The 14,767-nt window shown below is 70.6% G+C and carries 9 protein-coding genes; 5 read left to right on the forward strand and 4 right to left on the reverse strand.

The features are described from left to right. Nucleotides 1–12: 12 nt before the first annotated feature. Nucleotides 13–663, reverse strand: a complete 651-nt coding sequence (locus AB1046_RS07155) for a TetR family transcriptional regulator (RefSeq protein WP_369373781.1) — start codon at nt 661–663, stop codon at nt 13–15. Between the two features lie 82 nt (nt 664–745). Here AB1046_RS07155 and AB1046_RS07160 point away from each other — a divergent pair, with 82 nt between their 5' ends. From AB1046_RS07160 to AB1046_RS07180, 5 genes are all read left to right on the forward strand, one after another. After that, on the forward strand, nt 746–1,633 hold the full coding sequence (locus AB1046_RS07160; protein ID WP_369373783.1) for an alpha/beta fold hydrolase: 888 nt from the start codon (nt 746–748) through the stop codon (nt 1,631–1,633). A gap of 111 nt (nt 1,634–1,744) precedes the next feature. Further along, on the forward strand, nt 1,745–2,359 hold the full coding sequence (locus tag AB1046_RS07165) for a hypothetical protein (protein ID WP_369373784.1): 615 nt from the start codon (nt 1,745–1,747) through the stop codon (nt 2,357–2,359). A 247-nt stretch (nt 2,360–2,606) separates the two neighbouring features. After that, nucleotides 2,607–3,662 (forward strand): multicopper oxidase domain-containing protein, encoded by a 1,056-nt coding sequence (locus AB1046_RS07170; RefSeq protein WP_369373786.1) that lies wholly within the window; start codon nt 2,607–2,609, stop codon nt 3,660–3,662. Nucleotides 3,663–3,693: 31 nt separating this feature from the next. Further along, the gene (locus AB1046_RS07175) at nt 3,694–7,677 is read left to right on the forward strand and encodes a ThuA domain-containing protein (RefSeq protein ID WP_369373788.1); all 3,984 of its coding nucleotides are present in this window, start codon (nt 3,694–3,696) and stop codon (nt 7,675–7,677) included. 38 nt (nt 7,678–7,715) lie between these two features. After that, nucleotides 7,716–9,575, forward strand: coding sequence for a plastocyanin/azurin family copper-binding protein (locus tag AB1046_RS07180; RefSeq protein ID WP_369373790.1), 1,860 nt, complete (start codon nt 7,716–7,718; stop codon nt 9,573–9,575). Between the two features lie 52 nt (nt 9,576–9,627). Here the strand turns inward: AB1046_RS07180 and acnA are convergent, their stop codons facing one another. The 3 genes from acnA to AB1046_RS07195 form a co-directional block, all read right to left on the reverse strand. Beyond that, entirely contained in the window at nt 9,628–12,387 is a 2,760-nt protein-coding gene (gene acnA / locus AB1046_RS07185) for an aconitate hydratase AcnA (protein WP_369373792.1), read from the reverse strand. A gap of 142 nt (nt 12,388–12,529) precedes the next feature. Then, nucleotides 12,530–13,309 carry an SGNH/GDSL hydrolase family protein gene (locus tag AB1046_RS07190; RefSeq protein ID WP_369373794.1) on the reverse strand — a complete coding sequence of 260 codons (780 nt, stop codon included), beginning with the start codon at nt 13,307–13,309 and terminating at the stop codon, nt 12,530–12,532. A gap of 48 nt (nt 13,310–13,357) precedes the next feature. Continuing rightward, nucleotides 13,358–14,755: a class I SAM-dependent RNA methyltransferase gene (locus AB1046_RS07195; RefSeq protein WP_369373796.1), complete on the reverse strand. Its 1,398-nt coding sequence runs from the start codon at nt 14,753–14,755 to the stop codon at nt 13,358–13,360. Nucleotides 14,756–14,767 lie beyond the last annotated feature (12 nt).

A 14,767-nucleotide genomic window follows, 5' to 3' on the forward strand; every position in this document is an offset into this window, starting at 1 on the left:
CCGGACATCGCGCTAGCCCGGTGCACCGAGCACGGCCGGATCCGCGCCGCGCGCCACCAGGAGCGCCCGCATCGCCACCAGCGCGCGGTCGTACACGTCGTCGTCGTCGAACAGGAGGGAGCGGTCGTTCGCGGCGTTCAGCATGGCGTTGAGCTCGAACGACACCTGGAGCGCGTCAACGCCGGGAGCCAGCTCGCCCGCGTCGACCGCGGTCCGCACCTGGTGCGCCACGTACGACTCCCAGGAGCGCTGCGCCTCTGCGACGGCGTCGCGTACGGGACCCTCCCGCATGTCGAACTCCATCTCGACGGTACGGAAGAAGCACCCACCCAGGAACACCCGCGAGCGCGAGTACTCGGTCCAGGCGAGCACCAGCGCCCACACCCGCGCCAGGCCGCGCTCCGCGGACCGCGCCGGGACCACCACGTGCTCCCGGTAAATCTCCGCCGCGCGCTCGACGGCGGCGAGCTGCAGCTTCTCCTTGGAACCGAACAGCCCGGCGATCGCGCTCTTGTTCACGGGGGCGGACTCGGCGAGGCCGCCGAAGGACAGGGCCTCCAGCCCGCGCACGGACGCCTGCTGCACCGCGTGGTCGAGCACGGCGCCGCGGGTGCGGTCGCCGCGGACGCGGCGCAGGTCGGTCGGCTCCGGAAGCTCGGTCATAAAAGAAAGTGTACGACCGTTCGCTCATGCGATAGTGTGCGAACGATCGTACAGATATCCCGTGTCCTCGTCGGAGGTTCCTGTGCCCCAGACACAGCGCGCGACCCGCGCCATGTTCCGCACCCTTTCCCGCACCGTCCCGCCGGTCGCCCTGGCCCTCGGCGCCGCCACCTACTGGCGGGTCGGCCCGCCGGCCCAGGTCCGCCCGGCCGACCAGGCGATCCATGAGGCCGCACGCCGCGGCTCGCTCCCCCACCGCCCCACGTTCCGCGGCAGCCGGGGAACGATCACGGTCGCCACGTACACCTGGGGCGACCCCGGCGCGCCGGCCGTCCTGCTGGTCCACGGCTGGCAGACCCGCGCCTCGGCGTTCGGCCGGATCATCGAGGACCTCACCGGCGCCGGGCTCCGAGTAGTCGCCTACGACGCGCCCGCCCACGGCGCCTCCGACGGGCGCCGGCGCACCGCGCTCGACGACGTCGCCATCATCCGCCGGCTGTCCGACGCCGAGAACGCGCCGTGGGCGGCAGTGGTCGGGCACTCGCTCGGGGTGCTCGCGGCGGGTATCGCCCTGCACGAGGGTGTCGCGGCGGAGCGGTTCACCAGCATCGCCGGCCTCGCATCGGTCCGCGCCGCCACCGACGAGTTCGTCCGGGCGGCCGGGATCCCCTGGGCGCTGGGCGACCGCTTCGCGACGGCCGTGCAGCGATACAGCCTGCCCGACCACCCCGACGTCTACGAGCGCTTCGACCTGCGGACCCGCACCCTGCCGGCGTCGATCCCCGCCCTGTGGGTGCACGACGCCGGGGACCCGATGAACCCCCACCGCCTGTCCGAGCAGCTCCACGAGGCCCACGCGACGTCGAGCGAGCTGTTCACCACAACCGGGCTGGGGCACAACAAGATCCTCGGCGACCCCGTGGTGCGGTCCAGGATCCTGGACCACCTGGCGGCGCCCGCGTCGGCCTAGCCCCCGGTATCACCGGCAAGCACGGAGCACATCACAAGCAATCCTTCCCTGACCTGCGGAAAGAACCCTAGGGTGCTGTCCGGTTTGTTCCGGTTCTGTGGAAGGACGACGATGGCTTACCCGAGCGACCACGCCCTGGCGGCGACGGCGGTCGGCGTCCTGGCGGCCCTCTGGTTCGCCTGGACCCTGCGGCACGCGAGCCCCTGGACGCGGCTCACGCCCGTCGTCGGCCTGGCGCTGGCCGTGGTCGTCGTGATCCTCGGCGCACTGACGGCCGCGAGCGCCTGGCCCGAGGGCACGGTGGTGACCGGGCGGGTGGTGAGCATCTACGCCGCGGCGCTCGTCGCCCACGGCGTCCTGACGCGGCTGTGCACCGGGCTCATCGCGAGCCGGTACCGCCACGCGGTGGCGGTGGCCAAGGACGAGGACAAGGCGGGGGTCACCGTCGGCAAGGCGCGGATCCACCTGATCCCGACCGTCGTCTCCGCCTCCACGGCGATCCAGGTGGGCATCATCGCCAACACCCTGGACGTACCCGTCCTGTACCTGGGCGCCGCCGCCGGGCTCCTCGTCGCGGGGCTGGCGTGGCCGCTGGGCTGGCTGCTCCGCACGGCCGGCGGCCGGCGGTTCCGGCGCCCGACGGCGGCGCTCGTGCACCCGCTGACCGGGCTGCTGACCGGGGTGACCCTGCTGTGCACCGCAATCTTTACCTGGGCGGGCCAATGAAGTATGGCGCTGTTCCTTCATCTTTTGCTTGACACTCGGCAGAAGTCGCCATAGGTTCACAACGCCACTTTGTGGTGCACAACACGCATGCGAGCCATCCGAGGTCTTCCCGACATGGGCATTTCCGAACGAGGCGGCCGCATGGGTCATGAGGTCGTGACAACGCTGTCAACACCCGCTCCCTCCTGATCCCCTGTCTCGTCGGTACGGCCCGACCCGCCGGCCCGATGGTGTCGAACGGAGACTCATGCCTGAGAACAGCACTGATGCCCAGACCCTCCCCGGCGGGATGTCCCGCCGCACCGTCCTGACCGGGACCCTCGCCGGGCTCATGGTGCCGGCGGCGGCCTTCTCGCTCGGCGCCGACACCGCGGCCGCCGTCGCGCCGGGGGCCGTGCGGCCGCTGGCCACCACCCGGCACATCACCATCTACGCGGAGCCGCTCCCCGGCGGCCAGTTCGGGTACGGCCTCGCCCCCGGCAAGGCCACCATCCCCGGCCCCCTGCTGGAGATGTGGGAGGGCGACACGCTCCAGATCGAGCTGGTGAACAACACCACCAAGCGCCTGTCGATCCACCCCCACGGCGTCGACTACAAGACCGACTCGGACGGCAGCCCGTTCAACGACTCGTTCAACGAGCCGGGCGAGACCCGTACCTACACCTGGAGCAGCCACAAGCAGACCCAGCTCGACGACGGCCACTGGCGGCCCGGCACCGCGGGCTACTGGCACTACCACGACCACTCGATGGACGGGGAGCACGGCACCGTCGGCCTGCGCAAGGGCCTCTACGGCGGGCTGATCGTGCGGCGCCTGGGCGACGTCCTGCCCGACCGCACGTACACCGTCGCGTTCAACGACATGTCCATCAACAACAAGGTGGCGCCGGACACCCCGATGTTCGAGGCGAACCTCGGCGAGAAGGTCGAGTTCCTCGCCATCGGGCACGGCGACCAGTTCCACACGTTCCACCTGCACGCCCACCGCTGGGCGGACAACCGCACCGGCTACCTGACCGGCCCCGACGACCCGAGCCGGGCCATCGACACCCGCGACCTCAACCCGGGCGACTCGTTCGGGTTCCAGGTCAAGGCCGGAGAGAAGGTCGGCGCGGGCGCCTGGATGTACCACTGCCACGTCCAGCTCCACTCGGACACCGGCATGGCCGGCATCTTCCTGGTCCGCAACGCCGACGGCACCATGCCTGCGGGAGCGCAGGAAGCGATCGACCGCTTCCACGAGCACGACCACGCGGCCGTCAGCACGGGCGAGACCGAGGCAGCCGACCACACCGGTCACTGATCGCCACACACTCACGCGCAAAGGAGCAGTGATGGAACGGACAGTAAGAGGCACGACCCGCGGGGCAGCCGCCTCGCGCAGGACGGCGCGCAGCGCACTCGCAGCAGTCGCAGGCGCCGCCCTCGTCGTCTCGCTGGCGGCAGTCCCGGCGCAGGCCCAGCGGAGCGCCGTCGTCGACACCGCCCCCGTGGCCGCGGCCGCGGAAGACATCAACGTGCTGGTGTTCCACGGAGCAGCCGCCGACCAGACCGACCCGGTCACGCTGGCCAGCAAGACCATCCGGGAGCTCGGCGCGGAGCACGGTTTCACCGTGCACACCGCCACCGACCCGCAGGCCTTCACCGCCGAGAACCTCGCGGACTACCGCGGCGTGGTCTTCCTCTCGGCCGAGGGCGTGGAGCTCACCACGGCGCAGGAGGCGGCGCTCAAGGCGTACGTGCAGGGCGGCGGCGGGTTCCTCGGGGTCCGCGACGCCGCGCGGGCGCAGGCGCGCTCGCAGTGGTTCACCGGCCTGATCGGCACGCGCCCGGCCGGCAACCTGCCGGACCCGCTGCCGATCGCGAGCGCCACCGCGAGCGCGGAGAACCCGCCGAACGAGATCGCCTCGAACCTGATCGACGGCGACTCCGCCACCAAGTGGCTGGCGTTCGAGCCGACGGCCTGGATCGAGCTGGAGCTGGACGAGCCACTGGTGGCCAGCCGGTACGCGCTCACCTCGGCCAACGACTCCGCCGGCCGCGACCCGCAGGACTTCACGCTGCAGGGCTCCGCGGACGGCGAGACCTGGACGGACCTGGACGCGCAGACGGGCGTGGAGTTCCCCGACCGGTTCGCCACGCTCGACTACTCGTTCGATAACGACGTCGCCTACCAGCACTACCGCCTCGACATCACGGCGAACGCGGGTGACGGCCTCACCCAGCTCGCCGACATCCAGCTCTTCGACGCGAGCGGCGAGGGCGAGCCCGAACCCGAGATCCCGGTGCAGGAGGCGACGGTCAACGTCCTCGACCCCGCGCACCCGGCCAACGAGGGGCTCCCGCAGAACTGGACCCGCTCGGACCGCTGGCTCAACTGGGCGCCCAACCCCATCGGCGACGTGCACACCGTCGCGCAGGTGCAGGAGTGGGACTACGACGCCGGCGAGGGCGCGAACGGCCCGTTCCACCCCATCTCCTGGTGCCGTGACTACGACGGCGGCCGGTCGTTCTACACCGGCATGGGCGGCACCGCCGAGAGCTACGCGGAGGACGAGTTCCGCGACCACCTGCTGGGCGGGCTGCTCTGGTCGACCGGCATGGTGCGCGGCGACTGCCAGGCGACCATCGCGGCGAACTACGAGACCGAGCGCCTGACCGACGTGAACGCCGCCGGCATGCTCGACCAGATGGGTGAGCCGCACGGGCTCACGGTGGCGCCCGACGGCGGCGTCTTCTACATCGGCCGGGGCGCGTGCCCGACCGGGCCGATCGTCTCCTGGGACGACCCGAACGTCGGCCTGGGCTGCGGCACGATCCACCGCTGGGACCCGGAGGAGGGCGAGACCAACCTCCTGACCACCCTCGACGTCATGGGCAACCGGGGCAGCGGCAGCGAGCTGGTCAAGAACGAGGAGGGCCTGCTCGGCATCACCCTCGACCCGCAGTTCGAGGAGAACAACTGGATCTACGCCTACTGGATGCCGCACGAGTCGATCGACCGCGAACGCCGGGTCGGTCTGCGGACGGTGTCGCGCTTCACGTACGACGCCGAGGCCGACACGATCGACCAGTCCACCCGCGAAGACCTGCTGGAGTGGGAGACGCCGATCCATAGCTGCTGCCACGCGGGCGGCGGCATGGACTTCGACAACGAGGGCAACCTCTACATCGGGTCGGGTGACAACAACTCCTCTGGCGGTTCGAGCGGCTACTCCGGCAACAACTGGACGCTGGAGTACGCGGGCATCTCGTTCCAGGACGCCCGCCGCACGGCCGGTAACACGAACAACCTGAACGGCAAGATCCTGCGGATCCACCCGGAGCCCGACGGCACGTACTCGATCCCCGAGGGCAACCTGTTCCCAGAGGTGGACGACCCGGGCGACAAGACCCTCCCGGAGATCTACGTCATGGGTGTCCGCAACATCTCGCGGCTGGAGTACGACCTGGAGAACGACTGGCTGACGGCGGCCTGGGTGGGGCCCGACGCGGGCCTGCCGAACCCTGAGCTCGGCCCGGCCAAGTACGAGACCGCCACGATCATCACGTCGGCGGGCAACCAGGGCTGGCCCTACTGCATGGGTAACGGACAGCCCTACCGCGATCGCAGCAACACCGACGCGTCGGTCCTGACCGGCTGGTACGACTGCGACAACCTGAAGAACACCTCGCCGCGCAACACCGGCCTGGTCGACCTCCCGCCGGTGCGCGACAACATGATCTGGTACTCGCCGAGCGGCGGCGGCCCGGTCTTCCCCGTGGGCGAGGACGGCATCCCGTCCTATGCCGACGACGAGGCCACCTACACCCAGCCGTACCTGCGCGGCGGCGGTCAGGCCATCATGAACGGCCCGACCTACCACCGGTCCGAGGTCGACACCACCAGCGGCGTCGCGTGGCCGGCGTACTGGGACAACAAGTGGTTCATCGGCGACCAGTCGAACTCCACCAACCGGATCGCCGTCACGGTGAACCCGGACACCGTCGAGGAGGCTGGTCCCCCGGTCTTCGCCGAGGACCTGCGCAAGATCATCCAGGGCGGCAGCGGCAACCAGCAGGTCCAGAGCTGGATGGACGCCAAGTTCGGTCCGGACGGCGCGCTGTACCTCCTCGACTACGCGACCGGCTTCTTCTCCCTGACCGACAACCAGAAGCTCGTCCGGATCTCGTACACGGGCGGTCCGGCCACGCCGGTAGCGGCCGCATCCGGGGCCAGCGTGCAGAGCAACCCGCTCACCGTCGCCTTCACCGGTGACAGCTCGGGCGGCGTCTCCTACGCCTGGGACTTCGGGGACGGGACCACCTCGACCGAGGCCAACCCGCGCCACACCTACAAGCGTGTCGGCGAGTACGCCGCGACGCTCACGGTGACCTACGCCGACGGCGAGACGACGACTATCGACGTGCCGGCCGAGACCACGTGCACCATCCCGGACGATCGGAAGAACGTCTGGCTCGGTACCACCAAGACCAGCGTCGTGAGCGTCGACCTGGGCGGCTGCACCATCAACGACCTCATCAACGACGAGGCAGAGTGGGACACGAACGGCCGGTTCGTCAACCACGTGACCGCGGTCGCCAAGCAGCTCGTGGCCGACAAGGTCATCACCAAGCTGGCGCAGACGAAGCTGGTCCAGGCCGCGAAGACGTCCGGCATCGGCGCGGAGGGCAGCACCGGGTACCGGTGGCTGTTCGACGGCACGGCCGAGACGCTGGCCGACTGGCGGCAGGCGCCGGGCGGGAGCTTCGAGCTCCAGCCCGACGGGTCGATCCTCTCCACCGGCGGGCTGGGCATGCTCTGGTACCCGGGTGAGGAGCTGGGTGACTTCTCGCTCAGGCTCCAGTTCAAGGACTCGTCGGCCGGGACCGTCCACGCCAACAGCGGCGTCTTCACCCGGTTCCCCGACCCGCGGATCCCGCAGGACGAGCGGCCGGAGTGTGGTCAGCTCACCGACCAGGAAGCCTGGGTGGCGATCTACTGCGGCCAGGAGATCCAGATCTACGACGGGCCGGCCGGCGAGCCCCAGAAGACGGGATCGGTGTACAACTTCGACCCGAACAACCTGGAGCAGGCCGGGGCCACGCCCAAGGGCGAGTGGAGCGACTACGAGATCCAGGTGGTCGGCCAGCAGTACACGATCATCCGCAACGGCGTGGTCATCAACGAGTTCGAGAACTCGCCGGGCAAGCAGTCCTCGCGCCCGGGAGACCCGCCCACCGACCTGCGCCAGTTCCTCGAGGGGTACATCGGCCTGCAGAACCACGGCAACGCGGACGCCATGGAGTTCCGCAACATCCGGGTGCGTGACCTGTGACCAGGTCCGCGCAGAGATCTGCGCAGAGAGGAGCCTCCGTGTTCCGACAGAAGCTGTCCCGTGTTCTCGCGGGGCTGGCGGTGAGCGCCTTCGTGGCGGTCCCGCTGGCTCCGGCCACGGCGTCCGCCGTCCAGTACCCGGCAGCAGTCACGGCGGACCAGGCCGTGGCGGACGTCGCAGCCGACCAGGTGCTGACCTGGACCGCCGACGGCGGCGTCTCGGCGTACAAGTCGGCGCCCGCCACGGCGGTCGCCGGGCCGACGACGATCATCTTCGAGAACAGCAGGGCCACGGGCAACACCATCGGGATGTCCCACACCCTGACGTTCGCGACCGACTCGCCGGGCTACAACTCGGACGTCACCCTCGACATCCTGGCCAACCCCCTGGACGCCAACGGCGGGCGGTACGAGGCCGAGGTCGTCCTGACTCCGGGCACGTACCGGTACTTCTGCGCGATCCCGGGCCACAGCACGATGTCCGGGGAGCTCGTCGTCACCGCGGACCCGGGCCCGGACACAACGGCACCGGTAGTGACTGCTGAGGTCACCGGCCAGCAGGACGCCGACGGCGCCTACATCGGCTCGGCGACCGTGAACCTCGCGGCGGAGGACGACATCTCCGGCGTCGCGAGCATCGAGTACTCGGTCGACGGCGGCGCGTACGTGCCGTATTCCGAGCCCGTCGTGTTCGACGAGCCGGGCATGTACATGCTGGAGCACCGGGCCACCGACAACGCGGGCAACGTCTCGGAGCCCGGGATGGTGCACCTGGTGGTGGTGCCCAGCGACGGGGAGGACACGACGGCCCCCGTCGTGTCCACGGAGGTGACCGGCGACCTGAATGCCGACGGCGCCTACCTCGGGTCCGCGACCGTGAACCTCACGGCCACGGACGCCGGTTCGGGCGTGGCGAGCGTCGAGTACGCACTCGACGGCGCCGAGTACGCGCCCTACACGGATCCGGTCGTCGTCGACACGCTCGGCGAGCACACCGTGACCTACCGGGCCACGGACGTCGCGGGCAACACGTCCACGGAGGGTTCGGCGACGTTCACCGTCGTCGAACGGCCCGACGAGGACAACACCGCGCCGTCGGTCACCGCCGAGGTCACGGGCGAGCAGGACGCCGACGGCAACTACGTCGCCGCGGCCACGGTCTCGCTCCTGGCCGAGGACGCCGGCTCGGGCGTGGCGAGCGTCGAGTACAACCTCGACGGCGCCGGCTGGGCGGCCTACACGGCCGCCCTGGTCATCGAGCTCAACGGCGCCCACACGGTGACCTACCGGGCCACCGACAACGCCGGGAACGTCTCCACGCCCGGCACGGTGAACCTGGTGGTGGTCGACGGGACGGACCCGCCGGACACGAGCCAGCCGATCACCTCGGCACAGGTCGACGGTGAGCAGGACGACGACGGCAACTACATCGACTCGGCGACGATCACCATCAACGCCCGGGACGAGGAGTCGGGGGTGGCATTCATCGAGTACGCCCTGGACTCGGTCATCTTCCGGGAGTACACCGGCCCGATCGAGGTCACCGTCGGGGGCGCGCACGCGCTGCAGTACCGGGCGACCGACAACGCCGGGAACGTGACCCGGACGGGCACGCTCAGGTTCTCCGTCTCGCGGGAGGGGATCGACGCCTGCCCCGTCTCGGACGAGCGGCCGACGGTCATCATGGGGAACGTGGACAGCAAGGTGGCCAACGTCGACACGGGTAACGGGTGCACCATCGCCGACCTGATCGACGCGGACGGGCAGTGGTTCAGCCACTGGGCGTTCGTGCGGCACGTGACCCAGATCGCCGACCAGCTCAGGGCGGACGGCGTCATCACCGAGACGAAGCGCGTCAAGCTGATCAACGTGGCCAAGCGCTCCGACGTCGGGGTGTAGCAGACACAACAAGAGCTCGGGGCACCTTCCGGTGCTCCGAGCTCTTGTTGTATCAGGCGACGAGCGAGCGCAGCACGTACTGCAGGATGCCGCCGTTGCGGTAGTAGTCCGCCTCGCCCGGGGTGTCGATGCGGACGACGGCGTCGAACTCGACCTGCGAGCCGTCACCCTTGGTGGCCGTCACCTTGACCGTCTCGGGCGTGACGCCCTCGTTCAGCGCGGTGACGCCCGTGACGTCGAACGTCTCGGTGCCGTCCAGGCCCAGCGACGCGGCGTTCTGCCCGGCCGGAAACTGCAGGGGCAGCACACCCATGCCGATGAGGTTGGAGCGGTGGATGCGCTCGAAGCTCTCGGTGATGACGGCCTTGACGCCCAGCAGCGCGGTGCCCTTGGCGGCCCAGTCGCGCGACGAGCCGGAGCCGTACTCCTTGCCGCCGAGCACCACGAGCGGGGTGCCCGCGGCGGCGTAGTCCTGCGCGGCGTCGTAGATCGTGTCCTGCGCGCCCTTGACGAAGTTGAAGGTGAAGCCACCCTCGACGTCGTTCAGGAGCTGGTTGCGCAGGCGGATGTTCGCGAACGTGCCGCGGATCATGATCTCGTGGTTACCGCGGCGCGAGCCGTAGGAGTTGAAGTCGCGACGTCCAACGCCGTGCTCGGCGAGGTACTTGCCCGCCGGGCTGTCCGCCTTGATGGAGCCGGCGGGGCTGATGTGGTCGGTCGTGACCGAGTCGCCGAGCTTGGCGAGCACGCGGGCTCCGCGGACATCGGTGACGGGCTCCGGCGTCATGCCCATGCCGTCGAAGTACGGGGGCTTGCGCACGTAGGTGGACTGGGGGTCCCAGGCGAACGTGTCGCCCTCGGGCGTCTCCAGGGCGGCCCAGCGCTCGTCGCCCTTGAACACGTCGGCGTAGTCCGCCTCGAACATCTTGCGGTCGATCGAGGACGCGATGGTCTTCTCGACCTCGTCCGGCGAGGGCCAGAGGTCCCGCAGGAACACCGGGTTGCCGGCCTCGTCGCGGCCCAGCGGGTCGTGCTCGAAGTCGAACTCCATGGTGCCGGCCAGGGCGTACGCGATGACCAGCGGCGGGGACGCCAGGTAGTTCATCTTCACGTCGGGGTTGATCCGACCCTCGAAGTTACGGTTGCCCGACAGCACGGAGACGACCGACAGGTCGTGCTCGTTGACGGCCTCGGAGACCTTCTCGTCCAGGGGCCCGGAGTTGCCGATGCACGTGGCGCAGCCGTAGCCGACCAGGTGGAAGCCCAGCTTCTCGAGGTACGGCCAGAGGCCGGCCTTCTCGTAGTAGTTGGTCACTACCTGCGAGCCGGGCGCCATGGAGGTCTTGACCCACGGCTTGGACACGAGGCCCTTCTCGACGGCGTTCTTGGCGAGCAGCGCCGCGGCGATCATGACCGACGGGTTCGAGGTGTTGGTGCAGGACGTGATCGAGGCGATCGCGACCGCGCCGTGGAACAGCTCGAACTCCTTGCCCTCGCTGTTCGTGACGTGCACGTGCTTGCGGCCGTTCCTGGACGGCGCCGGGGAGTCGGAGGCGGGGAACGACTCGCCACCGGTCTCGTCCGCGCCCGCGCCGACCTCGGGGGCGTAGTTGGGCAGGTCGCGCAGGAACGCCGACTTCGCGTTCGTCAGCTCGATGCGGTCCTGCGGGCGCTTCGGCCCGGCGATCGAGGGGACCACGGTCGACAGGTCGAGCTCGAGGTACTCGGAGAACACCGGCTCCGGCGAGTCGGCGTCGAGCCACAGGCCCTGCTCCTTGGCGTACGCCTCGACGAGCGCGAGCGACTCCTCGGTGCGGCCGGTCAGGCGCAGGTAGTCGACCGTGACGGAGTCGATCGGGAAGATCGCGGCCGTGGAGCCGAACTCCGGCGACATGTTGCCGATGGTGGCGCGGTTCGCGAGCGGCACCTGGGCCACGCCCTCGCCGTAGAACTCGACGAACTTGCCGACCACACCGTGCTGGCGCAGCATCTGGGTGATCGTGAGCACGACGTCGGTGGCGGTCACGGCGGCGGGGATGGAGCCGCTCAGCTTGAAGCCGACCACGCGCGGGATGAGCATCGAGACCGGCTGGCCGAGCATCGCGGCCTCGGCCTCGATGCCGCCGACGCCCCAGCCCAGCACACCCAGGCCGTTGACCATGGTGGTGTGCGAGTCGGTGCCGACGCAGGTGTCGGGGTAGGCCCGCAGCACGGGTGCCTCCCCGTTCACGGAGACCTCACGCGTCATCACCGTGCGCGCCAGGTACTCGATGTTGACCTGGTGCACGATGCCGGTGCCCGGCGGCACGACCTTGAAGTCGTCGAACGCCGTCTGGCCCCAGCGCAGGAACTGGTAGCGCTCGTGGTTGCGCTGGTACTCGAACTCGACGTTGCGCTGGAACGCGTCGGCGCGGCCGGCGACGTCGATCTGCACGGAGTGGTCGATGACCATCTCGGCGGGGGCCAGCGGGTTGACCTTCGTGGCGTCGCCGCCGAGCGCGGCGACGGCCTCGCGCATCGTGGCGAGGTCCACGACGCAGGGCACGCCGGTGAAGTCCTGCATGATCACGCGCGCCGGCGTGAACTGGATCTCGGTGTCGGGCTGCGCGTCCGGGTCCCAGGACGCTACGGCGCGCACGTGGTCGGCGGTGATGTTCGCGCCGTCCTCCGTGCGCAGGAGGTTCTCGGCGAGGATCTTCAGGGAGTACGGGAGTCGGTCCACTCCCTCGACCGCGCTGAGCCGGAAGATCTCGTAGGACTTGCCCGAGACCTCCAGCGTTCCCTTCGATCCGAACGTGTCCACGGTGCTCACTGTGGCTCCTTCTGCGGGGCTGACGGCGCGTCGGCTCTCACAGGCGCGGTCGTCGCGCAAAGGAGCCGTCGCATGGGTTCCAGGGGGCTTCACCCAGCCTAGGCCGGGCTGCTGTGGCCAGCATATCGCATTTATCTTGACGTCAAGATATCTGCGCGATCACCCGTCGGGCGATGGCGGCGTAGCCGTCGTCGTTGACGTGGACGTTGTCCTCGTCGACGAACCGGTCCAGCACGACGTCGGGGTCGACGAGCGAGACGTACGTCGCGTCGTACCGCTCGGCGGCGGCCCGCACGGCGCTGTCCAGGGCGTGCACCTCCAGCCCGATGTCCCACGGCGTGGACGGCCCCACGGCCACGAGCTCGGCCTCCGGGAAGCGCTCGGCCGCCAACCGGAAGGTCCGCGAAACGGCGCGGTACACCTCTTGGGGGTCGTCGCGCAGCTCGGGGAAGTCGTTCTGGCCGCCCGCGATCACCACGAAGTCGACGCCGTCGGTCGGCGCCGCACTGAGCTGCTCCTCGTAGGACAGCTTCGGGATGTCGGGGTTGTTGCTCACGTAGCCCGTGCCGCCCTGGGCCACGTTCACCTCGACCCAGTCCAGCTCGCGCGACACGACGGTGCTCCAGCGCTGCTCGGGTGACGACGCGCCCTCCCCCACGGTGTAGGAGTCGCCGACGAAGAGCGCCACTGCCTGCTCCTCCTGCTCCTCGACCACCGTGGTCACCGACGCGGGCGCGCCCGTGGACGGCGCGGCCGTGCCTGTCACGAACGGGGACGGCGCCGCCCGCGGCGCCGGCGACGACCCTTCCGTACGCCCGACGGCGACGCCGCTGGACCCCAGGCTCATGCCTACCAGGAGGGCAGCGGCAATGGCCACCACCACGGACACGGCGATCCCGCCGTTCACCAACCACCGCTTCACGATGCGCATCCTATGCGCTGCGACCTGGGAGTTTTCTCCGTAGATCGGTCAGTCCTGACGATCCAGGACCGCTACCGCCTCCACGTGGTGCGTGTGCGGGAACAAGTCGAATCCGCGCACGCTCGTGAGCGGGTAGCCGTGCGCGGCGAGGTAGCCGATGTCGCGCGCGAGCGCCGCCGGGTCGCACGCCACGTACACGATGCGGCGCGGGGCGCGGGCGGCGATCGCGTCGACCACTGCTCGCCCGGCGCCCGACCGCGGCGGGTCCAGCACCACGACGTCGGCGTGCGGGAGCACACCTGACTCTCCCCCGCTGGTCAGGATCCGGTCCACTGCGCCCACTTCTAGCGACACCTGCGGATGCGCGTGCGCGTTGCGGCGCGCGTCCTTCGCGCCCTGCTCGTCACCCTCGACCGCGATCACCCGCCCGTCCGGCCCGACGGCGTCCGCCAGCGGGAGCGTGAACAGCCCCGCGCCGGAGTACAGGTCCAGCACGGTGGCCCCTGCGAGCTCACCAGACGCCGCTCCAGCAGCCGCCAGCACAGCGCCCGTCAGCACGGCCGGCGCCTCGCGGTGCACCTGCCAGAACCCGTCCGCGGCCACGCGGTAGCGGTGCGTGCCCCACGGCCCGGTGACGACCTCGCTCACGGCGCGGCGGGCGTTGGGCCGGTTGTCGGGCTTGCCGCGGCTCCATGGCTCGCCGTCGACCAGAAGTACGGGCTCGCCCTCGGACGGCGCCACGAGCGTCAGCTGCGCGCCAGGCGTCCAGACGCGGCTGTAGATGTCCTCGGCGATCGCGAACGCCACGACCTCCGCGCTGGCGAGCGGCATCTTCTTCAGCGCCACGACGTCGTGCGAGCGGTGCTTGCGCATGCCGGCGTGCCCGTCGGCGTCGGCCACGAGCTCGATCCGGGTGCGGTAGTGCAGGCCCCGGCGCTCGTCGTCGCCGGGCGCGGCCTCGACGGTGACATTGGCGGCCAGCCACTCGGGATCGATGCGGGCCAGGCGCTGCAGCTGCTCGACGAGCACGTCCCGCTTCCAGCGGCGCTGCGCGGGCAGTGCGACGTGCGAGAGCTCGCCGCCGCCCGCGCCGTCGGCCCCGGCGGCGGGCCAGGCGGGTGCCACCCGGTCGGGCGACGCCTCGAGCACCTCGACGGCGTCGGCCCGCCAGAAGCTGGGCCCGCCCTCGGTGACCCGGGCGCGGACGCGCTCCCCGGGCAGGGTGTGCCGGACGAAGACGACGCGGCCGTCCAGGCGGGCCACGCAGTGGCCGCCGTGCGCGACGGGGCCGACCTCCAGCTCGATCTCGGTGCCCACCTCGGCGGCGGGTACGTCGCTCACCCGGCGGGTACGGTCCGGCCGCGGGGAACGCTGCGGGCGGCGGCGCGGGCGGCCGCCGGACTCGGGGTCGGCGGGCGCGGAGCGACGGTCGGGGGTACGGGGCATGGGCCCAAGTCT

It is taken from the genome of Promicromonospora sp. Populi (assembly GCF_041081105.1).
Classification (GTDB): domain Bacteria; phylum Actinomycetota; class Actinomycetes; order Actinomycetales; family Cellulomonadaceae; genus Promicromonospora.